Source organism: Psychroflexus salinarum (assembly GCF_042677225.1).
Classification (GTDB): domain Bacteria; phylum Bacteroidota; class Bacteroidia; order Flavobacteriales; family Flavobacteriaceae; genus Psychroflexus; species Psychroflexus salinarum.
In genome coordinates this window covers 55,854-78,525 of the sequence record NZ_JBHTIV010000023.1, presented here as the reverse complement: position 1 = coordinate 78,525, position 22,672 = coordinate 55,854, and the positions used below count along the sequence as shown (strand labels likewise).

19 protein-coding genes are annotated in these 22,672 nt (G+C 34.9%); 5 read left to right on the top strand and 14 right to left on the bottom strand.

The genetic code is table 11. The features are described 5' to 3' along the window. Positions 1 to 179: 179 nt before the first annotated feature. On the top strand, positions 180 to 881 hold the full coding sequence (locus tag ACFQ0R_RS12525; protein ID WP_379658716.1) for a DUF4197 domain-containing protein: 702 nt from the start codon (positions 180 to 182) through the stop codon (positions 879 to 881). Here ACFQ0R_RS12525 and ACFQ0R_RS12520 read toward each other — a convergent pair. The 8 genes from ACFQ0R_RS12520 to htpG all read right to left on the bottom strand — a co-directional run bounded on the left by ACFQ0R_RS12520 (position 878) and on the right by htpG (position 8,224). Further along, positions 878 to 1,687, bottom strand: coding sequence for an alpha/beta fold hydrolase (locus ACFQ0R_RS12520; RefSeq protein WP_379658715.1), 810 nt, complete (start codon positions 1,685 to 1,687; stop codon positions 878 to 880). The genes ACFQ0R_RS12525 and ACFQ0R_RS12520 overlap by 4 nt on opposite strands. A 69-nt stretch (positions 1,688 to 1,756) precedes the next feature. Further along, positions 1,757 to 2,527, bottom strand: coding sequence for an ABC transporter substrate-binding protein (locus tag ACFQ0R_RS12515; RefSeq protein WP_379658714.1), 771 nt, complete (start codon positions 2,525 to 2,527; stop codon positions 1,757 to 1,759). Positions 2,528 to 2,591: 64 nt separating this feature from the next. Beyond that, entirely contained in the window at positions 2,592 to 2,831 is a 240-nt protein-coding gene (locus ACFQ0R_RS12510; protein ID WP_379658713.1) for a hypothetical protein, read from the bottom strand. 171 nt (positions 2,832 to 3,002) lie between these two features. After that, positions 3,003 to 3,347, bottom strand: coding sequence for a 50S ribosomal protein L20 (gene rplT, locus ACFQ0R_RS12505; RefSeq protein ID WP_224464196.1), 345 nt, complete (start codon positions 3,345 to 3,347; stop codon positions 3,003 to 3,005). Positions 3,348 to 3,429: 82 nt separating this feature from the next. Next, positions 3,430 to 3,627 carry a 50S ribosomal protein L35 gene (rpmI, locus tag ACFQ0R_RS12500; RefSeq protein ID WP_093367423.1) on the bottom strand — a complete coding sequence of 66 codons (198 nt, stop codon included), beginning with the start codon at positions 3,625 to 3,627 and terminating at the stop codon, positions 3,430 to 3,432. A 28-nt stretch (positions 3,628 to 3,655) separates the two neighbouring features. Then, positions 3,656 to 4,171, bottom strand: coding sequence for a translation initiation factor IF-3 (infC, locus tag ACFQ0R_RS12495; RefSeq protein WP_379658863.1), 516 nt, complete (start codon positions 4,169 to 4,171; stop codon positions 3,656 to 3,658). Positions 4,172 to 4,231: 60 nt separating this feature from the next. Beyond that, positions 4,232 to 6,178 carry a threonine--tRNA ligase gene (gene thrS, locus ACFQ0R_RS12490; RefSeq protein WP_379658712.1) on the bottom strand — a complete coding sequence of 649 codons (1,947 nt, stop codon included), beginning with the start codon at positions 6,176 to 6,178 and terminating at the stop codon, positions 4,232 to 4,234. A gap of 153 nt (positions 6,179 to 6,331) precedes the next feature. After that, positions 6,332 to 8,224 (bottom strand): molecular chaperone HtpG, encoded by a 1,893-nt coding sequence (gene htpG / locus ACFQ0R_RS12485; protein ID WP_379658711.1) that lies wholly within the window; start codon positions 8,222 to 8,224, stop codon positions 6,332 to 6,334. Between the two features lie 157 nt (positions 8,225 to 8,381). Between htpG and ACFQ0R_RS12480 the strand changes: the two genes are divergently transcribed. The 3 genes from ACFQ0R_RS12480 to ACFQ0R_RS12470 all read left to right on the top strand — a co-directional run bounded on the left by ACFQ0R_RS12480 (position 8,382) and on the right by ACFQ0R_RS12470 (position 11,494). Further along, positions 8,382 to 9,044 carry a TetR family transcriptional regulator C-terminal domain-containing protein gene (locus ACFQ0R_RS12480; RefSeq protein WP_379658710.1) on the top strand — a complete coding sequence of 221 codons (663 nt, stop codon included), beginning with the start codon at positions 8,382 to 8,384 and terminating at the stop codon, positions 9,042 to 9,044. A 3-nt stretch (positions 9,045 to 9,047) separates the two neighbouring features. After that, positions 9,048 to 10,355 carry an ABC1 kinase family protein gene (locus ACFQ0R_RS12475; RefSeq protein WP_379658709.1) on the top strand — a complete coding sequence of 436 codons (1,308 nt, stop codon included), beginning with the start codon at positions 9,048 to 9,050 and terminating at the stop codon, positions 10,353 to 10,355. A gap of 134 nt (positions 10,356 to 10,489) precedes the next feature. Further along, a complete protein-coding gene (locus ACFQ0R_RS12470) occupies positions 10,490 to 11,494 on the top strand; it encodes a 3-oxoacyl-ACP synthase III family protein (RefSeq protein WP_379658708.1) in 1,005 nt (334 codons plus the stop codon). An 81-nt stretch (positions 11,495 to 11,575) separates the two neighbouring features. On the opposite strand, the gene secDF is transcribed toward ACFQ0R_RS12470, so the two are convergent. The 4 genes from secDF to gyrB all read right to left on the bottom strand — a co-directional run bounded on the left by secDF (position 11,576) and on the right by gyrB (position 18,712). Then, positions 11,576 to 14,608, bottom strand: coding sequence for a protein translocase subunit SecDF (gene secDF, locus ACFQ0R_RS12465; protein WP_379658707.1), 3,033 nt, complete (start codon positions 14,606 to 14,608; stop codon positions 11,576 to 11,578). Between the two features lie 186 nt (positions 14,609 to 14,794). Beyond that, a complete protein-coding gene (locus tag ACFQ0R_RS12460) occupies positions 14,795 to 15,718 on the bottom strand; it encodes a malate dehydrogenase (RefSeq protein ID WP_379658706.1) in 924 nt (307 codons plus the stop codon). Positions 15,719 to 15,744: 26 nt separating this feature from the next. Next, on the bottom strand, positions 15,745 to 16,761 hold the full coding sequence (locus ACFQ0R_RS12455) for a DUF6588 family protein (protein WP_379658705.1): 1,017 nt from the start codon (positions 16,759 to 16,761) through the stop codon (positions 15,745 to 15,747). A 10-nt stretch (positions 16,762 to 16,771) separates the two neighbouring features. Then, the gene (gyrB, locus tag ACFQ0R_RS12450) at positions 16,772 to 18,712 is read right to left on the bottom strand and encodes a DNA topoisomerase (ATP-hydrolyzing) subunit B (protein ID WP_379658704.1); all 1,941 of its coding nucleotides are present in this window, start codon (positions 18,710 to 18,712) and stop codon (positions 16,772 to 16,774) included. A gap of 232 nt (positions 18,713 to 18,944) precedes the next feature. Here gyrB and ACFQ0R_RS12445 point away from each other — a divergent pair, with 232 nt between their 5' ends. After that, positions 18,945 to 19,478 (top strand): DUF2911 domain-containing protein, encoded by a 534-nt coding sequence (locus ACFQ0R_RS12445; RefSeq protein WP_379658703.1) that lies wholly within the window; start codon positions 18,945 to 18,947, stop codon positions 19,476 to 19,478. Positions 19,479 to 19,662: 184 nt separating this feature from the next. On the opposite strand, the gene ACFQ0R_RS12440 is transcribed toward ACFQ0R_RS12445, so the two are convergent. Then, on the bottom strand, positions 19,663 to 21,051 hold the full coding sequence (locus tag ACFQ0R_RS12440) for a pyridoxal phosphate-dependent decarboxylase family protein (protein WP_379658702.1): 1,389 nt from the start codon (positions 21,049 to 21,051) through the stop codon (positions 19,663 to 19,665). Positions 21,052 to 21,054: 3 nt separating this feature from the next. Next, on the bottom strand, positions 21,055 to 22,668 hold the full coding sequence (gene bshC / locus ACFQ0R_RS12435) for a bacillithiol biosynthesis cysteine-adding enzyme BshC (RefSeq protein ID WP_379658701.1): 1,614 nt from the start codon (positions 22,666 to 22,668) through the stop codon (positions 21,055 to 21,057). Between the last annotated feature and the right edge of the window lie 4 nt (positions 22,669 to 22,672).

The window sequence follows — 22,672 nt, the reverse complement described above, 5'->3', positions numbered from 1 at the left end:
GCTCCTCTTTAACTCCCTACAATGAATATTGTGTAAACTTTAAGTAGCTCTGCTTCGGCAAGTTAATTTAATCTAATTTGTACAAGACTTTGGATTTGATATCTTTGAACTGGTCAGTTGTTTGTATTTTTTCCCTTTAAAGATCAGTACAACTATTGAACCTAGAAATAAGTGAAAAAGTGAAAAAAATATTTTTTTTATTCTTGATGTTATTGCTTTTTTCCTGCTCAGAACTAGAGCAGCTTTCTAAAGAGATTGTAAGGTCTGAAGTAATTAGTGATCAGATAATTGCAAATGGGCTCCAGCAAGCTTTATCAAAGGGTGTAGATGAAGAAGTATCTAAATTAACTGAAGAAGATGGCTTTTATAATAATTCTCTTGTCAGAATTGGGCTTCTAGAAGAATTGTCTTCTGTCGAAAGCACCATGCGTAAGTTAGGTCTTGGTAATTTGGCTGATGAAGGTATCAAAGCTCTCAACACCACTGCTCAACAAGCCGTAAAAGAAGCTACTCCCATCTTTTTGAATGCTATACAAGACATGACATTTGAAGAGGCGCGGAACATATTGCTCGGAGAAAAAACGGCTGCTACTGCTTATTTGAAAGATAAAACTCAGACTGAATTGTACCTAAAGTTTAAACCTATCGTGAAAGATAATTTTCAAAAAGTTGGCGCGGACCAAATTTGGGAAAATGTGATTCAGAGATATAACCAAGTGCCCTTTACGAAAAGCGTCAATCCAAATCTTACAGATTATGTGACCAATGAAGCTTTAAAGGGAGTTTACAAAATGATTGGATTAGAAGAAATCCAAATCAGGAATAATTTAAATGAAAGATCTACAGATCTGTTGAGACGGGTTTTTGCTCTACAAGACTAAGTAGTTTCTAGTCGATATGGTAAGGGTTCCAAATTTTTGATAAAATCAATAACTTTTGTATTAAACACATTCGGTTGTTCTACATTGACTACGTGTCCACAATTCTTTAAAATAAACAATTTGGCTTCTTTATGCGTTTCAGAAATCTTTTTCACAGCTGGTAAAAACAAATAATCCTGTTCGCCCATCATATATAAAGAAGGGATATCGATAGCTTTTTGTCTGAAAAATTTTAACAAAGGATTTATTTCTGAAGTCAATTTAAACCAACGGATAAATTCTTTTTGGTAAAGTTTTTTAGCTTCATTTACGAAGAGATTCCGGGATTTTTTATGGTTCTTCCTGGGCATGATAATAAAAGCAAACAGTTTATATAAAATCATGTAAGGGACTACAGATTTAAAAATTACTCCCACATTTATCAAAAATCTAGACCTCACATTCATTTTCATAATTGCTCCGCCCATAATCATACTAGAGACCCGTTCTGGATAATTTTCAGCTAAATTTCTGATTAAAATTGTACCTAAAGAAATGCCAACAAAATGAGACTTTTGAATCCCATTGATGTTCAAAACCTCTACAATATCATTTGTAATAGCATCAAATGTATAATTTTCATCAAGAGAATCTTGGAGTTTAGGATTGGAATTTCCATGACCTCTCAGGTCGAGAAGCAACACATTAAATTGAGCTCTGAAAGCTCTTAATTGCTTGAACCATATCGAAGAACTTCCGCCAGCACCATGCACAAATGTCACCCACTGTTGAGATGATTTATGAAGATAAATGTTATGGTGTATCAATTTATAATTTTTTCAAATATACACAGATATCTGATTACTGAAATAAAGTCTCCGAATCCTAGCAAAACTTTATAATTTGTCCCTGAGCTGTTTAAAGTAGTCGAAGGCTTTAACTAACCTTGATCCATACCAGCTGAAATATTCTCCATCTACAATGTGTATTTTGTGAGTATTCATTTCAAATTCCTTTTTATGCTGGACTTTAAAGGGAAATGGCTCCGACGACAGGAATACATAATCTACAGATTTCAATTGATGAATACTGACTTCAGGATAGCGCGGCAAGTCATCATACACATTATCAAAATTGTTTAGTTTTAGCATATAATCGATAAATGTAGATGATCCCACAACCATCCAAGGATTTCGCCAAATAAAATAAGCTACTTTCAGTTTTGGATAATTTTTCACTTCTCTTCTGAAATTGATAAAACTGGTTTTGATGTCATCGGCAAGCTGCTTAGACCTGTTCGGTATAGCAAAGATTTCACCCAGATCCCAAATCAACTGAAGTAAATCTTCAATTGAATTTATATCACTAACGTAAACTAGATAATCTTTCGAAAGGATTTCAACGATATCGAAATCATTCTCTTCCTTATTGGCTAAAATAAAATCAGGCTTTAACTCTTCAATCTTTTCTGTCTTAATGGTTTTGGTCCCACCAACAATTTCAGCTGTTGTCCTGATGTCTTTGGGATGTACACAGAATTTTGTCACGCCCACAATTTTATCCTGTAATCCTAAATCAACCAGCATTTCGGTAAGACTTGGCACCAGGCATACGATGCGTCCGGGAGTAATATCAAAATGTAAGGCTCTGTTTAACTGGTCTTTCATAAATTAACTAAAAAAAACCAGCAGATATTTATCTGCTGGTATAAATTTAATGTTTTTAATTTAATTATGCTGAAGGTGCCCAGGAAGAACATAACATTCCGGGAGCCGCTTTAGAAGGATGTGCACAATTTGAAGTTTCGTGTTTCTCACAATTCGTACAACTCCTTTCATTTTTAAGTTCAGCTTTCATATCAAATAAATCGCAGGTGTATTTTTGGGACACCAACACCTCATGCTTACTACAAAATGTTTTTTCAACTAAATTTTTACAATTGCTGCAATTGTTCGCAAATCTGATAGCCATATGATTAAGTTTTAAGGATTATTCCGATTTTAAAACCAATATAGACAGAAGCGAAAGTAATTTTGTTAAAAATTAAGCAAATCGTTACAATACATTATTAGACTGATTAAAAATAAAAAGCACTTGTTTTTACAAACAAGTGCTTTTTTAATTGCGATAATAAATTAGAATTTATTTTACTTGATCGACTACAGCTTTAAAAGCTTCAGGATTGTTCATAGCTAAATCCGCAAGGACTTTTCTATTCAATTCTATGTTGTGAGCTTTTACTTTTCCCATAAATTGAGAATAAGATAAACCGTGTAATCTCGCAGCGGCATTAATTCTTATGATCCAAAGTGATCTAAAATTTCTTTTCTTGGTCTTGCGGTCTCTGTAAGCATATAACATTGCTTTTTCGACTGCGTTTTTGGCTACTGTCCAAACGTTTTTACGACGTCCGTAGTATCCTTTTGCTTGCTTCATTATTTTTTTACGTCTGGCTCTGGAAGCGACAGAATTTGTTGATCTTGGCATATTTTAAAGTTTTTTGTAGTAGGCAGTTATGAATAACATTTTATGAGCCTATCTCCATGGATTAATAATTAACCTTGTTTGCTTATTTTAAGCGTAATTGAGTTTTGATGCTGTGCTCATCGGCTTTATCTACTAAACCGCTATGAGTTAACTTCAATTTTCTCTTTTTTGACTTTTTGGTCAAAATGTGACTTTTGAATGCATGTTTACGTTTTATTTTACCTGTTCCGGTAAGTTTAAAACGTTTTTTAGCACTCGACTTTGTTTTCATCTTAGGCATCTGGAATATATATTAAGGATTATCGCAATTATTTTTTAGAAATTGGGGCAAGAATCATAATCATTCTTTTACCCTCCAATTTTGGCATTTGCTCTACTTTAGCTAAATCTTCTAAATCTTGAGCTAATCTTAAAAGTAAAATTTGACCTTTATCTTTAAAGACTATGGAACGACCTTTGAAAAACACAAAAGCTTTTAATTTTGCTCCATCTTTAAGAAATTTCTCAGCATTTTTCTTTTTGAATTCGTAATCATGATCGTCTGTATTTGGACCAAAACGAATCTCCTTAACAACTACTTGGGTTGTTTTCTGCTTGAGCTGTTTTTCTCTTTTTTTCTGTTCATACAAGAATTTCTTGTAATCCATAACTTTACAAACAGGAGGATCTGCTTTAGGAGAAATTTCTACTAAATCTAACTCTTGTTCTTCGGCCATGGCCAAAGCTTCTTTGAGTGAATAGATGTCTACGTCAACATTTTCACCAACGACACGAACCTTTGGAGCTCTTATCTTGTCGTTGATTTTATGAGGATTCTCTTTGATCTGCCTCGGGGCCTGTCTTGATTTTTTTCTACGTATTGCTATGGCTAAATATTTTTTTAATTAAACTTCGAATTTATAAATTTCTTTTTCTGTCTCTGCATTTAAAATCTTGGCAAAACTTTCTATAGGCATTTCACCTAAATCATCTCCGCCATGTTTTCTTACTGAAACGGTATCATTATCAACTTCCGCTTCTCCAACAATCAACATATAAGGAATCTTATTCATTTCGGCTTCACGGATTTTCTTACCCATGGTCTCACCTCGATTGTCAAACGTAGCGCGAATTTCGTGTTTTTTCAGTAAACTTAAAACTTTTTTAGAATAATTTTCATATTTCTCACTGATTGATAGGATAGTAGCTTGTTCTGGCATCAACCATAAAGGGAAATTACCACCTGTATGTTCAAGCAGAATCGCTATAAAACGCTCTAAGCTACCAAATGGAGCCCTATGTATCATCACCGGCCTGTGCATTTCGTTGTCACTTCCCTTGTATTCCAATTCAAATCGCTCTGGAAGGTTATAATCCACTTGGATAGTTCCTAACTGCCACTGTCTTCCTAAAGCGTCTTTCACCATGAAATCCAACTTCGGGCCATAGAAGGCAGCTTCTCCAGTCTCTACTTTATAATTAAGTCCTTTTTCTTCAGCAGCATTTAAAATAGCTGCTTCTGCTTTTGTCCAATTTTCATCTGATCCAATGTATTTTGAAGGATTTTCTGGATCCCTTAAAGAGACCTGAGCCGTGAAGTTTTCAAATCCTAAAGAACCAAATACATAAAGAACTAAGTCGATTACTTTTTTGAATTCTTCATCCAATTGTTCTGGCATACAAAAGATATGCGCATCATCCTGGGTAAAGCCTCTCACTCTCGTAAGCCCATGTAATTCCCCGCTTTGCTCATAACGGTAAACCGTCCCAAATTCAGCATAACGCTGTGGCAAATCTCTGTAACTCCACGCCTGCGAATTAAAAATTTCACAGTGATGAGGACAATTCATTGGTTTTAAAAGGTATTCTTCACCATCTTGGGGAGTTTTAATAGTTTGAAAACTATCTTCTCCATATTTCTGATAATGACCTGAGGTCATATATAATTCCTTCTGACCAATATGCGGAGAAACCACTGGCTGGTATCCTGCCGCTTCTTGTGCGTCTTTCAAAAATTTCTCCAATCTATCTCTTAGCGCTGCTCCTTTTGGTAGCCAAAGAGGTAAACCTTGCCCCACTTTTTGAGAAAAAGTGAATAATTTTAATTCTTTTCCAAGTTTTCTGTGATCACGCTTTTTGGCTTCTTCGAGTAATTCTAAATACTCCTTTAGTTCTTTTTGCTTCGGAAATGAAACCCCGTAAATTCTTGTGAGTTGTGGATTATTCTCATCCCCTCTCCAATATGCTCCAGCGATATTCATCAGCTTTACAGCCTTTACAAAACCCGTATTTGGAATATGACCTCCCCTGCATAAATCGGTAAAGTCATCATGATCACAAAATGTGATTTCACCGTCTTCAAGATTCTCTATCAATTCAACTTTGAAGGGATTGTTTTTAGATTTATAATACTCTAAAGCTTTAGATTTTGACACTGAACGCATTTCGAAATCATGCTTCCCTCTAGCAAGCTCGAGCATCTTAGCTTCAATCTTAGGAAAATCATTTTCAGAAATAACCTCTCCATTAAGATCTACATCATAATAAAACCCATTCTCAATAGAAGGTCCAATAGTAAGATTTACATCTGGATACATTTTCACAATAGCTTGCGCCAAAATGTGTGATGTAGAGTGCCAAAAGGCTTGTTTACCTTCATCATCATTGAAGGTTAGCAAAACCAAATTACCATCTTCATGAAGTGGAGTTGTAGTTTCTACAATAGTATCATTAAATTTTGCAGAAATCACATTTCTAGCTAAGCCTGAGCTTATGCTTAAAGCAACTTGAATAGGTGTTGTTCCATCCTCATATTGCTTCACACTTCCATCTGGTAAGGTAATATTGATCATTGATATTTATTTTAAGCAAAGATACTAGGTTAATATTTCTTTGCAACATGAAATCTTGTTTGTTTAGGTCTTTATTATCATGATAAAACTGATTATTTCAAAACACAAAACCACTTCTCTGAAGTGGTTTTGTAGCTAAAAACATCTGTGTTATTATTTTATCAATTTGAAACTTCTTTCCACGAAATTGGTGAGCTCCTCGCCTTTCAAAAGGTTTTGAGAAAGCAATGCCAAATCCAAAGTTTGCTTTATCAGCGTTTCTTTTTTGGAATCTTCTTTTGCTTTCAGAATTTTTGAAATCAGTGGGTTGTTTATATTGACCACAAGATTATACATCTCTGGCATGTTTCCCATTCCAAACATTCCACCACCACCGGTTTGCTGCATCTCTTTCATACGACGCATAAATTCTGGCTGAGTTATCATGACTGGTGCTGTGTCAGAATCTAACGCTTCTAGCTGAACCGTGTATCTTTCTTTAGGCACAACGGTTTCGAAACTAGTTTTTACGGTTTCTTTTTCTTCTTCAGACAATTTAGAAACTTGCTCAGTTTCTTTTTTGATTAAGTTATCTACGTGATCACTATCTACTCTCACGAAAGACACTTTTTGCTCGTTTTCTTGCTCTAGTTTCTGAATCAAGTGAGGAACAATCGGAGAGTCTAACAGCAATACTTTATAACCTTTCGCTTCAGCTCTTTTGATGTAACTGTGTTGTTGATCTTTGTTGGATGCATATAAAACAACTAGTTTTCCCTCTTTATCGGTCTGTAACTCAGTGATATCATTTTTGAGTTCTTCAAAAGTGAAATACTGATCTCCTGTAGTTGGATACAATGCAAATTTTTGAGCTTTTTCAAAAAACTTGTCTTCGGACAGCATTCCGTATTCAATTACAACTTTGATATCGTTCCATTTCTTTTCGAAATCTTCTCTGTTATCGTTAAAGAGTGATTTTAATTTATCAGCTACTTTTCTGGTGATATAGCTAGCGATTTTTTTCACAGCTCCATCAGCCTGCAAGTAAGATCTTGAAACGTTAAGCGGGATATCTGGAGAATCGATAACACCTTTCAGCATTGTCAAAAATTCTGGAACAATACCTTCTACATTATCAGTTACAAACACCTGGTTTTGATATAGCTGAATTTTATCCTTTTGAATCGACAAGTCGTTTGTCAATTTTGGAAAATATAAAATACCAGTTAAGTTGAAAGGGTAATCTACATTCAAGTGAATATGAAATAACGGCTCTTCAAACTGGGTTGGGTATAATTCTCTATAAAATGAATTATAATCTTTATCCTCTAGTTCTGCAGGTTGTTTAGTCCACGCTGGATTTGGATTATTGATAATGTTATCAACAGTCACTTTTTTTGGCTCTTCATCTTCCTTAGCATCTTCAGCTTTTGGAAGTTCTTTTTCTTTAGTTCCAAATTTGATAGGAACTTGCATAAATTTATTATACTTAATTAAAAGCTCATTAATTCTATGCTCTTCCAGAAATTCTTTCTCATCATCATTGATATGAAGAACAATTTCAGTACCTCTTTCAAGCTTATCGCCTTCTTCTAAAGTAAATTCAGTAGTCCCTTCACAGGTCCAGTGTGCTGCTGGCTCGTCTTTCCAAGATTTGGTTTTTATCTCCACTTTATTTGCTACCATAAAAGCAGAATAAAACCCAAGTCCAAAGTGACCGATGATACCTGTATCCTTAGCATCAGAATCTTTATATTTTTCTAAAAATTCTTCAGCTCCAGAGAAAGCAACTTCGTTAATGTATTTTTCGACTTCATCTTTAGTCATTCCCACACCTTCATCAATAATATGAAGAGTTTGATTGTCTTTATCTATTTTAATTTCGATTTTAGGTTGACCAATATCTATTTTGGATTCACCTATTCTAACTAAATGGTTCATTTTAAGAGTCGCATCGGTTGCGTTAGAAATAAGTTCTCTTAAAAAGATTTCGTGATCGCTGTAAAGAAATTTCTTAATAAGTGGAAAAATGTTTTCCACTGATACATTAATATTACCTGTAGCCATATGTTTTGTATTTGATTTTATACATTGATAACAAACCGAATACCGCATGTCCTTTTATGACAAACTGACAGAAAACTGTATATTTAACAAAAGATTTCGTTTAAAGTTGACGCCTCAAGATTAAACAGTAATTATATTTGTATATAAACTATTTATTATGGCAGCTAAAACTAAAGTTGAAAAGAAAATATCAAAAATTGATATTCTAACCTATTATATGGATCATGTATTAGAACATGAGCATACGCCTAAATCAGTTTACAAATTTGCCAAGGATCATAAGTTTGAGGAAAAAGATTTTTATAAGTATTTCGGAAACTTTGAAGCTTTGAGGGAAGAGATTTGGGAAAGCTTTTTTGAAAATGCTCATACTTTAATGACAAATAATGAAGAGATTGAATCTTACAGCAGCAGAGAAAAAATGTTGACTTTTTTCTACACTTTTTTTGAAATCTTAACTGCAAATAGAAGTTATGTTCTTTATGTGATCGAAGAAAGTGATGAACATCTTAAAAATTTAAAACAACTTAAAGGTCTTAGGAGAAATATAAAATCTTTTGCCAAGGAACTAATTGAAGATGATAACGATGAAAAAAATTACAGCTTCTTAAAACGAAATGAAAAAATTTATTCCGAAGGTGCTTGGATTCAGTTTTTATTTTTACTCAAATTTTGGAAAGACGACAAATCAGCAGATTTTGAAAAAACTGATGTAGCGATAGAAAAATCTGTAAACACGATTTTTGATGTTTTTGATAATACACCCTTAGAGAAAGTCTTCGATTTTGGAAAATTTCTCTACAAAGAAACAATGAAGTAATAGATGAAAACAATTGATAAAATTCCTACGGGAAAATTTAGTAGAACCTCAAAACTTATTGGTACTGGCACTAAAATTGGAGCTAACTATTTGAAATATTATTCCAAAAAAGCTTTCAACCCAGAACTAACTAGAGAGAGTTTAGACGAAGAAAATGCATCTGATATTTATGATGGATTAAAGAATCTGAAAGGAAGTGCGCTTAAAGTAGCTCAAATGCTTTCTATGGAGAAAAGTTTATTACCAAGCGCTTATGTAGAAAAATTTAGTTTAGCACAATTTAGTGTTCCTCCACTCTCAGCACCATTGGTAAGAAAAACTTTTAAAAAATATAACGGAAAATATCCAGAGGAAATATTCGATAAATTTACTTCAGAATCTGTTAATGCAGCCAGTATTGGTCAGGTACACAGAGCTGAAAAAGATGGAAACAAATATGCCATCAAAATTCAATATCCTGGTGTGGCCGATAGTATAAGTTCTGATTTGGCGATGGTAAAGCCAGTCGCGACAAGAATGTTTAATTTAAAAGGAAAAGACTCTGAAAAATACTTTAGGGAAATTGAAGATAAATTAATTGAAGAAACCGATTACATTCTAGAAGTAGAACAAAGTAAGCGTATTTCTGAAGCCTGCGCAGTAATTCCAGGTCTTAAATTTCCAAAGTATTATGAAAATCTATCCAGTGAGCGAATCATCACTATGGATTGGATGGAAGGTAAGCATCTCAGTGAATTTGTAAAACAAGACTTTTCTGAAGAGGTTGGAAACGAAATTGGTCAAACACTTTGGAACTTTTACATGTTTCAATTTCACAAATTAAAAGAAGTTCATGCCGATCCTCATCCTGGAAACTTTTTAATTGATAAAGATTATAATCTTATTGCTATTGATTTCGGCTGTATCAAAAACATACCTAATAAATTCTATACTCCGTATTTTGAATTAGCTGAACCTGAAAACATTAATAATCCTGATTTTTTTCTTCAGAAATTGAAAGAATTAGAAATCATAAGACCAGACGATTCAGAAAAAGAAATTGAATACTTTTCAGCTTTATTCCATGAAATGCTGAGTTTATTTACGAGTCCATTCCATAAAGACACATTCGATTTTGGAGACGAAGAATTTTGGAGTAAAGTTTCTGGATTGAGTGAAAAATACAGCAGTGATAAAGAACTGAGAAAAATGAATGGTAATAGAGGGAGTAAGCATTTCCTTTACATAAACAGAACTTTTTTTGGCCTTTACAACTTACTACATGACTTAAACGCAAAGGTTGACATCAACGATTATAAAAAATATATATAAAATATTTAAGATTATTGGTTAGGTTGGTTGGAAAACGCTCTTTGAAATAAGTAAGAGAGCGTTTTCTTTTTAGTTTAAAGATTATGTGATGCCCAATAATCCTTACCTTGCATTGCAAAATAATTAAAAAAAATATGTACAAATCTAAGATAATAGGATTAGGAAAGTATGTTCCAGAACATGTGGTTACAAATCACGATTTAAGTCAACTGATGGACACTTCAGATGAGTGGATTCAAGAAAGAACTGGTATCAAGGAGCGCAGACATATTAAGAAAGGTGATGGAAACTCTACATCTACAATGGGCTTAAAGGCTGCTAAGCAGGCTATTGAAAGAGCTCAAATAAATAAAGATGACATTGAGCTTATTGTTTTTGCCACACTTAGTCCCGACTACTATTTTCCAGGGTGTGGTGTCCAAATCCAAGAAAAGCTTGGGATTAAAACCTGCCCAGCTTTAGACGTAAGAAATCAATGTAGTGGTTTTGTTTACGGTATCTCTGTGGCAGATCAATTCATTAAAACGGGCATGTACAAAAATGTACTTGTCATAGGTAGCGAAAATCACAGCGGAGGGCTTGATATGACGAATAGAAGTAGACACGTTTCCGTGATTTTTGGAGATGGTGCTGGTGCAGCTTTACTTACCAGAAGTGATGATGAATCTGGTATTCTCTCAACGCATTTACATTCTGAAGGTGAGTATATCGATGAATTATCTTTGAGAGGTCCATCGACTGAGAAATGGGTTCCTGAGATTATAGCAGAAAACCCCCAAGAAGACATTCCATATTATCCAAAGATGAACGGGCAGTTAGTTTTCAAAAACGCCGTTGTTAGATTTTCCGAAGTTATAAAAGAAGGGCTTGACTTTAATAACCTTACAAAGGAAGATATCGACATGTTTATTCCGCATCAAGCTAATTTACGGATATCCCAGTTTATACAAAATAAACTAGGACTTGATGACAATCAAGTTCATAATAATATTCAGAAATACGGCAACACTACTGCTGCATCTATTCCAATAGCACTTACTGAGGCTTGGGAAGAGGATAAAATAAAGAAAGGCGACTTAGTTGTTCTTGCAGCTTTTGGAAGTGGTTTTACTTGGGGAAGTGTGATAATTCGCTGGTAAAAAGTTATCACTCATTGAGTTTTAATCAAAAAAAAATCCTGTGAAATAATTTCACAGGATTTTTTTTTGATTAATGAATTTTTACATCTTTAATTTTTCTTTTTGTTCCTCCTCTTGTGGCATTTTATCCGCTAGATCGATTCCTTTTTTCTTAACTGAATCAAACATCACTGGAGTAGCTATGAATACAGAAGAATAAGTACCTACGATTACTCCAATTATAAGAGCAAACATAAATCCTCTTATACTGTCACCCCCGAAAATAAATATTGCTATCAATACTACAAGTGTTGTCAAAGATGTATTTATTGTTCTACTTATTGTTGAGCTTACTGCTAGGTTAATAAGTTTATCCATTTTCCAAGATGGATGCTCATTAAAGAATTCTCGAATTCTATCAAACACAACAACTGTATCGTTTAATGAGTAACCAATTACTGTAAGGATAGCTGCTATAAAAGCTTGGTCGATCTCCAAACTAAATGGTAATACATTATATAATAAAGAAAATAAACCTAACACTATTATCACATCGTGAATAACAGCTGCTACCGCACCCAAAGAAAATTGCCATCTTCTAAATCTTATAAGAATATATAAAAATACAACGATAAGTGATCCCAAAATAGCATAATAAGAAGCTGTCTTAATATCATCTGCAATGGTTGGTCCAACTTTGATAGAAGACATAATACCGTATTCTTTATCAGAATTGCTATCACCTATTTTAAATTCCTGTAGTGTAATTCCGTTAGGCAGATAATCTTGTAAACCATTAAATAAAATTGATTGAATTTCATCATCGATAACAGTTCCCTCTTCTTCAATTTTAAAATTAGTGGTTATTTTAAGTTGATTAGAAGACCCATATGTTTTTGCTTCAACACTTTGTAACTCTCCTACAAGTTTAGATTCAACTTCAGAAGGATTGACTGCCTGGTCAAATCTAACAGTATAACTTCTACCTCCAACAAAATCTACACCTTGATTAAGACCCTTAGTTGCTAAAGACCCAATACTTATCAAGATAGCGATAGCTGAGATGATATATGCTATTTTTCTTTTTTTCAAGAAATTGATGTCTATATTTTGAAACCAGCCTTTTGTGATTCCAGTAGAAAAAGGAAGTGATTTTCCTTTTTTACCTCCACCTGAAATAAATAAACGTGTTAAAAATATAGCACAAAATAGTGATGTAACGATACCTATAAGTAAGGTGGTTGCAAAACCTTTGATAGGTCCTGTACCGAACGTAAGTAAAATAATACCTGTAAGACCTGTAGTTATGTTAGCATCAAGAATAGAAGATAATGCATTTTTGAAACCATCGCTTATCGCTTCGGCTTGCGTCTTTCCTTTAGCTAGCTCTTCTCGAATTCTCTCAAAGATAAGAACGTTTGCATCCACAGACATACCAATAGTAAGAACGATACCTGCAATACCAGGTAAAGTTAATACAGCCCCAAGACCTGATAGTACTCCGAAAATGAATAGAATATTAACTACTAAAGCTATATCCGCATATAAACCAGCTTTACCATAATAGAATATCATATATATTAGAACGAAAACCAATGCAATAATGAATGATAGTATTCCACTATCAATAGCTTCCTGTCCTAATGAAGGACCTATAATTTCACTTTGCACAATATCAGCAGAAGCAGGTAATTTACCAGCTCTTAATACGTTGGCTAAATCTTGTGCTTCCTCAATCGTAAATTGACCTGTAATTTCACTTCTACCTCCAGAGATTGCACCACTCGAAACTCCAGGAGCGGAGTAAACCAAATCATCTAAGACAATAGCTATTTGAGAACCTTGGGCAGAAGCTCTGCCAGTCATATCCTCCCAAATTTTCGCTCCACGACCGTCCATTTGCATACTTACAGCAACACGTCCAACTTGATCATAAGTCTGTTGTGCATCTGTGATTACTGCACCACTCATTTGTGGCTCATTATTTCTATTACCTTTTAGTGCATAAAGTTCAATAATTTCGGAATCCTTAGGTGGTTTTCCCCAAACAAATTCAGCATATTTTTTACCTGAAGGTAATTGAGATTTAACCTGAGGCATAGCTAAATAAGAATTGACTTTAGCTGTATCTTTTATCGCAAAATAAGCAATAACAGGACCTTGTGGTTGTCCGACAGATTGAACAAGGCTTAATAATGGATTAGATTTAGAAAGATCTTCGTCAGTATCTTCTTCAGTCGATAATAAATCCTCTAAATCATCTTCATCAGTAGTTTCTTCTTCTTGCTCTGTAGATTGAGTTTTTTCATTCTCAGTTTTTTCAACTTCGCTTTTAATGTTTTCAGCAATAATTGCATCTGCATTCACTAAATAATCAGAGAATTCGTTTGCTTGATAAACATCCCAAAATTCAAGTTGAGCTGTACTCTGTAGTAGGTTTTGAATCCTGCTTATGTCTTTAGCTCCAGGCAATTCAATAAGAATTCTTCCTGAATCTCCTAAACGCTGAATATTAGGCTGTGTAACACCAAATTTATCGATACGTTCTCTTAAGACTTCAAAGGCTGAAGTTATACTCTCATCAATCTTTCTATTAATGATAGGTCTTACTTGACTGTTTGTCATGTCAAAACTTATCTCATCAGCAAGGGCTTTGGTACCAAAAACATCTGGAGAAGCTAAGCTCGCTCCTTCTTTGGTTTCAAATGCTTCAAAAAACAGCTCTAAATAACTGTCCTGACTGTTTTTCCTAGCTTCTTGTGCTTCTGCTAAGGCTTGATTAAAAGCTGGGTCTTTGGAATTATTCGCCAAACCCCTTAAAAGATCTTCAACCGAAATTTGAAGAATAACGTTTATACCACCTTTTAAATCCAAACCTTTATTAAGCTCCTTGTCTTTGGCAGTATTGTAAGTGATACCAGCAAAAATTGACTGGTCACCAATAGAGTCTAAGTATTGTTCTGCAACAACTGCTCGTTTTTCTGTGAAGTTTTCTTCACTCTTGGGGATTTGTCTTTCTGAGTAAGATTCAGCTTTATCTTCAACATTATTGGCTATATATGTAAATGACAATTGGTAAATACTTACCAAACCAAATAAGATAGCAAATAGCTTAATGAGTCCTTTATTCTGCATTTTTAAATTATTAGTGCTGTTATAAAATCAGGCAAATATAGGTTTTCGATATAGAAATGGCAATTTTTTTATTAAAGATAATTTTAACTTTTGAAACCCTATTTCACCCCCTAAAAATATACTTTTAAACAAAAAAATAACAGACCCGACGATGGTCAGGTCTGTTGTGTTTAAAAAAGTTTGAAGTTATTCCAAAAGACTATTAGTCTTTTTAACTGCTTCAGCACTTTCGTTCAGTTTTGTTTTTTCTTCGTCATTGAGCTCTATTTCTACAATCTTTTCGATCCCATTTTTACCTATAATAACAGGGACTCCAATGCATAAATCATTTAGCCCATATTCTCCGTTTAAAAGTGTAGAACAAGGAAACATTTTTTTCTGATCACAAGCAATAGACTGAACTAAAGATGAAACTGCAGCTCCTGGAGCATACCAGGCACTTGTTCCTAGCAATTTGGTCAAAGTTGCTCCACCAACCTTAGTATCTTCTGAAACTTTCGACAATCTTTCTTCGGAAAGAAACTCAGTTACACGAACACTATTTCGTGTAGCTAATCGAGTTAAAGGCAACATACCAGTATCACTATGTCCACCGATGACCATACCGTCAACATCTGAAGCCGGACAATCCAAAGCTTCACTTAATCTGTACTTAAATCTCGCACTATCCAAAGCACCACCCATACCTATAATTTTATTTTTAGGCAAGTTTAATTCCTTGTGTGCTAAGTAAGTCATAGTATCCATCGGATTACTTACTACAATAATGGTAACATTTGGAGAATGCTTAACAAGCTGAGTTGCTACATCTTTTACAATACCAGCATTTATTCCTATAAGTTCCTCCCTAGTCATTCCTGGTTTTCTTGGAATACCAGAGGTAATAACTGCAACTTCAGAATCTTTTGTTTTGGTGTAATCTCCTGTTGTACCAGTGATAGTTGTATCAAATCCGTTTAGAGTTGCTGTTTGCATCAAATCCATAGCTTTACCTTCTGCAAATCCTTCTTTAATATCCAGAAGAACTACTTCTGAAGCAAAATCTTTGATTGCAATATACTCTGCACAACTAGCGCCAACTGCGCCAGCACCTACTACTGTAATTTTCATCTTAAATTTATTTTTATAATTAATATTTAAATTCCAAAATTGACTCCAACATTTAAACTATTGAATTCCTGGAAACTATAATCTATGTTTAGTTTAAAAAATGCCAATGATAATTTGGTTCCCAAAGTTGCTCTAAATCCATTAACTGAGTAATTAATATTCAAAGGATCCACAAGTGTAGCTCCTTGAATTTGTGAAACTCCTGTGTTTACAGTGTACTCACCTTTTAATCTTGTATCTGCAGAACCTGACACAGTCCCTATGCTTCCATAAAAATTAATTACAGGTAGTTTTGTAGATGCTATTAAGGCGTAATGCCAAGAATCTATGTCTGTACGGATAGACTGATTGGACCCCGAAACCAAAGTAGATTGTTCTGAAAACCTGTATTCACCTTCAAATTTATTGTAACCAATAAAACCAGATATAGCGATGGGTAATACTTTAATACCAGGGATCCAGCTTGTAAACTCATGCTGCAAACCAGCTCCGTAAAACTGTGAAGTCACATCTTTAGCCTCAACCTCTGGTAAGAATCTTAACTTTAACTCAGTACCAAATAGCAAACCAACGCTACCTTGTAACATAATATTTGGAAGATACTCAATGTTTTCAGAACCCAGACCTTGCGGTAGGGTAATAGAACCAATTGTTTGACCTCCCTCTGAAATATTCATACTTACATCTGGGGAGTTTTGACCGAAAACAGTCCCAACTTGTTGAGAGTTGCTGCCCGATTCAAACTGTAATGAATTATAATCGTCTTGATTTAATTCAAATGAAGTTTTATCTTCATTTATTTGCGAAACCCCACCTATGACTGAAATCTCAAAACTTCCAAGTCCTTTTACTTTAGCAGTATTGTACCAACCATTGGCAAGTCCATAAATGACTGCATCAGAGCCTGGTTTTGTATAGGCATTCGCAAATCTATTAGCATCATCTAAACCAGAAGATAACAGATTTTCGATTCCATTTTGAGAGTATGAACTCATAAATGAAAGTAGAATAAAAATTATAAAGAGAAGTTTTTTGCTTTTCATGTATAATCTATTATGCATCGATATTTGCATACACAGCATTTTGCTCTATAAATTCTCTACGAGGCGGAACTTCATCCCCCATCAACATAGAGAAAATTCTATCAGCTTCTGCTAAGTCATCTATAGTAACACGTCTTAAAATCCTATTTTCTGGATTCATCGTGGTATCCCAAAGTTGCTCGGCATTCATTTCACCAAGACCTTTGTATCGCTGAACACTTACTCCGCCTTTATATTCGTTTGCAATTTCGTTTCTTTCTTTCTCACTCCAGGCATAACGTTTTTTACTCCCTTTTTTGATCAGGTATAAAGGAGGCGTTGCAATATAAATATGACTCGCCTCGATGAGTTCTTTCATGTATCTGAAGAAGAAAGTCAAGATTAAAGTGGCAATGTGACTACCATCCACATCGGCATCACACATAATAATCACTTTATGATATCTTAATTTAGAAAGGTTTAGTGCTTTTGTATCGTCTTCTGTTCCTATGGTTACTCCAAGGGCTGTGTAAATATTTTTTATTTCTTCATTTTCAAAAACACGGTGTTGCATCGCTTTTTCAACGTTTAAAATTTTACCTCTTAATGGCAGAATAGCCTGAAAATTACGATCTCTACCTTGTTTGGCTGTTCCACCCGCCGAATCTCCCTCAACTAGGAAAACTTCACAGGCATTTGGATCGGTCTCAGAGCAATCTGAAAGCTTACCAGGCAAACCACCACCACTCATCACCGTTTTACGCTGAACCATTTCACGTGCTTTTTTAGCGGCGTGTCTTGCCTGCGCTGCCAAAATCACTTTTTGAACAATGGTTTTGGCGTCATTAGGGTTTTCTTCTAAATAAATTTCTAACATTTCAGTAACCGCCTGGGAAACAGCAGAAGTTACTTCACGATTACCTAGCTTGGTTTTCGTTTGTCCTTCAAATTGTGGCTCCGACACTTTTACTGAAACTATAGCTGTAAGTCCCTCTCTGAAATCGTCACCTGTAATCTCAAATTTAAGCTTATCTAGCATTCCAGAGTTATCGGCATACTTTTTTAAAGTTGCTGTAAGACCTCGTCTGAATCCAGAAAGATGAGTTCCTCCTTCATGAGTATTAATATTATTCACATAAGAATGAAGATTTTCTCCGTAAGAGTCGTTATAAACCATAGCGACCTCCACAGGAATATCATTCTTCTCACCTTCCATCGCAATCACTTCAGAAATGATTGGCTCGCGGTTAGCATCAATGAAACGTATAAATTCTTTTAGGCCTTCTTCTGAATAAAAATTATCACTTCTGTATTCGCCGTTGTCATCGGTTTGACGTTTATCTACGATTGAAATTTTAATACCCTTATTAAGGAAAGCCAATTCTCTTAAGCGTTTTGCCAGAGTTTCATACTTAAATTCAACCGATTCTTGAAAAATTTCATAATCTGGCTTGAAGGTAATTTCAGTCCCTTTTAGTTCAGTTTCTCCAGTAGGTTTAACAGGGTAAATCGCTTTACCTCTTTCATATTCCTGCTCCCAAATTCTGCCGTCTTTAAACACACGCGCATGTAGCTTTACAGAAAGTGCGTTTACTACCGAAACTCCAACTCCATGAAGTCCACCAGAAACCTTATAAGAATCTTTATCGAACTTACCTCCAGCTCCAATTTTGGTCATAACTACTTCAAGTGCAGAAACACCTTCTTTCTTGTGCATGTCGATAGGAATACCACGACCGTTATCGGATGTGGTGATAGAACCATCTTCATTTATAATCAAGTCAATTTTATCACAATAACCACCCATAGCTTCATCTATAGAGTTATCGACCACTTCGTAAACGAGGTGATGCAAACCCCTTTCTCCAACATCTCCTATATACATGGATGGACGCATTCTTACGTGCTCCATTCCCTCTAAAGCCTGAATACTATCAGCCGAATAATTATGTTTTTTGACTTCTTCGCTCATAATTTATTATTAGTTTAACAACGAACAAATATAGTGAATTGGATGTGTTTTTTGATACGGTTAACGCTATTAAATCCATTTTGTTGAAGTTAAAATTGGAAACGGTAGTAAAGCCTTCATTTTATAAATTCAGCTTAGAATGGTGTTTCTGTAACGGTATAAATATTACTTTAACAAGATTTAAACTTACAAAGACAAAACTTAAAACTACACTTGTCTAAAAATTTGACTTATGAAACTATTTAATAGCTGCCTAATTGTTTTTCTAATTACGTTTTCTGCTTCAGCTCAGGACTTTTCTGATATTGACAAGAGTCCAATGGATGCTGTTATCACCAGGAATCAAGATAACTCGCCTTTGGCAAGAATTATCTACAGCAGACCTAAGAAAAAAGATCGTGTCATTTTCGGAGAACTTGTTCCTTATAACAAAGTATGGAGAACTGGCGCCAATGAAGCTACTGAGATTACTTTTTATGAAGATGTTCTTTTTAATGGAACTGAAATTGAAGCCGGAACCTACTCTCTCTACACCATTCCCGAAGAAAAGAAATGGATAATAATCATTAATGAGAAAATAAATGTTTGGGGCGCATATAGTTACGACGATTCTTTAGATATTTTAAGAACTACAGTCCCTGCGAAACAAACAGCTGCTTCTGTTGAAAATTTCTCTATCACGTTTAAACCTTCGGTAGACGGGTCCGACCTATTGATGGGATGGGACGATACATTTATAGAGGTTCCAATTCAGAAAGCTCAATAATATACTTGAAGTGGTTAACAACTGGACCTGCCTGTCCAAAACACACAGACAAAATTAATTCAGATAAATTGAAATTTATTTCAATAAAAAATTGGGTCATTAGGTTAACTTGAAGGATTAAGAAATGTATCTTAAACCTTCAAGTTAACTGAATTCAAATTCAGAATAAGCTAGGTGTATAAATTTATTTCATGGATTCTAAAATCTCCTTGATGTCTTTTTCTGTGGTATCTGGATTTATAAAACAAAATCTGGCACAGGTAATCTCTCCTTCATCAGAAGTCCATTTTGTAGGTGTGACTAAAGCGAAACCACTATCATGATTTTTATAAGTCCATTCTCTGTAATCTTCTGAGCTCCAACCAATCCTTGAATATAATACACAGGAAAGTCCTGGCTCACGAATAAGCTCCACATGAGGCAATTGCTCTATCTGCTTAGCAGCGTTGTTTGCAAGTTCTAATCCTCTCTCAATCGCTTTGGTATAACGATCTGTTCCATGCATTGCAAGTGAATACCATAATGGTAGACCTCGAAGTCTTCTAGTCAACTGGATTTGATAATCTGAAGGGTTAAAACCCTGAGCTCCCTCATCCTTGAAAATATCCAAATACGCTCCTTTTTGAGAATGAGCATTTTTGGCCAAATCCATATTCTTGTAGATAATAGCCCCACAATCGTAAGGGGAAAACATCCATTTATGAGGATCTATTGTTACACTATCTGCTTTTTCTATACCATTGAAAAGATGTCTTACAGAAGGCGCTGCTAAAGCAGCACCACCATAGGCAGCATCGACATGATACCAAAGTTTTTCTCTTTCTGCAACCTTAGCAACTCCATCTAAATCATCAATAATGCCAGCATTGGTAGTTCCACCTGTAGCTACAACTGCAAACAGTCGTTTTCTATCAAAGTCTGATAAGTTTTTAATTTCTTTTTCAAGGCATTCTTTAGTGAGCTTGTGCTCAGCATTATCGTCTACCATGATAATATCGGCATCTATTACCTGTGCCATAGCTTTCACTGAAGAATGAGCTCCGCTGGAAGTGATGATTAACCCTTTTAGTTTTTTATTATCATCATTGAGCGATCTCCAGTATTCTCTAGCGGCGACAATAGCAGAAAGGTTGGCTGCCGTTCCTCCACTGGTGAAAACACCGAAAGTTCCCTCTGGCATTCCCGTAAGAGAAACCAGCCATTCCATAGCTCTGTTTTCACAAAATATGCCGCCACCGCCCGTCATCCAGTAAGCGCCATGAATACTAGCGGCAGAAGTTACCAAATCAAACAAAACGGCTGCTCGCGTTGGTGCAGCTGGCACAAACGCAAGATGTCTTGGATGATCTACCGGCACGGCGGCTTTTACCAAAATATCTCGAAATAACTGAAAAGCTTTCTCTCCTCCTATTCCTTCCTTAGTCACAGTATCACCAACAAGTTTTAGCAGTTCATGTTCTTGCTTTGGTTTACCGAGTTCGGGTGATGTATTTGATATTCTATTAATCGCATATTTCATGATATCGAGTGTCATCTCGACGGTCTCCATATCAACAGCGTGCATGCTTTTCATAGCTTAAGATTTAGTATTGTAAATAGTTAATTCTAGACAAAGAAATTCAAATTGAAAGGGATCTAACTCATCAAATAAGTCTTGAATAAGCTGACTCCCGTGATCAATATAAATTTCACTGAAATTGAGTGTTCTTTCTTGTAAAGATTCATTAGGAAACAGCATTCGCTGTAACTCTAAAACACGATCGTTTTCATCCTTCAATTTTCTTTTTTGAGCTTTCAGAAGACGTTTTTCAAGGTGATCCAAACCATTTTTTTGTTTTTTCTCCTGAGCAGCTACTGCTCCGTAAAACGATTTATCAGTTTTTTCCGCAAGCTCATATAATTCTTTAAACTGATCTTCTAAAGTTTTTTTCTGGTTTTGAAAATTGATATCGATTGAAGAATTTTTCCTGGTTTGTTTGGCTTCGAGAGCCTGGGGAGTCAAGAACAAATCCTGAATTGGAGTATCTAATCTATCAAGTTTTTTTGATGTTTTTTCAGAATATATCAAGACTGAGTTTCTTAACATCAACATGGGAAACGTTACGTTTTCTGCTTCAAAAAGAGATTTTAGCTCTAACCAATACGCCAATTCTCCACCACCACCGATGTAGGCTAAATTTGGCAGAATTACTTCCTGATACAATGGCCGCATAACAACATTTGGCGAAAAACGTTCTGGATACTTTTCTACTAAATCTAAGATTTCATTTTCTGAAAAACTTAGATCTGAATCTATCACAAGATATTTATCATCTTGCTTGACAATTCTTTCTCTTATTCCTTCATGCATGTAGAATAAGTTGATTTCTCTCGGGTTGACTTGAATGTTGTATCCTAGATCAGCTAATTTATCAGCTTGTTTTTCGGTTTGACGAAATGCTGTATGATAAAGCAAGTCATTTATTACATGCTTAGAAAACATGGATTTCAAGCTAGCATCGTCTGCATTTAGAACTACAAGCCCGTACTCTCCAAAAAGCTCATTAGCCAAAAACTGAGTGGCGCTAGCTAAAGTCTCATGCTCTAAATAAGCTACTTTGAAAAGTCCCTTCAGATATTCTGCATTATCACTTTTCCCAAATTCTTTTTCAATGCTGCTTGCTAATTCTTCTAATCCGGAAGTTGATAAATGCCCAACAGCACCTTCCGTTTCTTTTTTCCATTCTATCTTCTGTTGCCTGAAATTGAAAAAATTGATTTCTTCAAAATCATGATCTTCTGAGGCCATCCAGTAAACTGGTGCAAAGTTGGAATCGGGATATTTTTCTTTGAGTTGTTTAGCTAGGTTGATTGTAGATACAATCTTATATAAAAAATAAAGCGGACCTGTGAACAAATTCAGCTGATGCCCCGTGGTCACCGTAAATGTAGAGTCTTCTAATAATAAATCAATATGTTGCTGGGTTTTATCTGAAGTTGATAAAGAACCATATTGATTCTTAAGTACTTCTACTAAACCCTTTCGATTATCTGAATTATAGGATTTACTTTTCTCCTCAATTTGATCTTTAAAATTATCTATGGAAGGAAATCTATTGTAAAATGGCTTTAGGTTTTGTTTTTCTTCGATGTAATCTGAAATAAGATCACTAAAGTATCCTGTAGATCGAAAAGGTAAACAGTCAGCCATATTT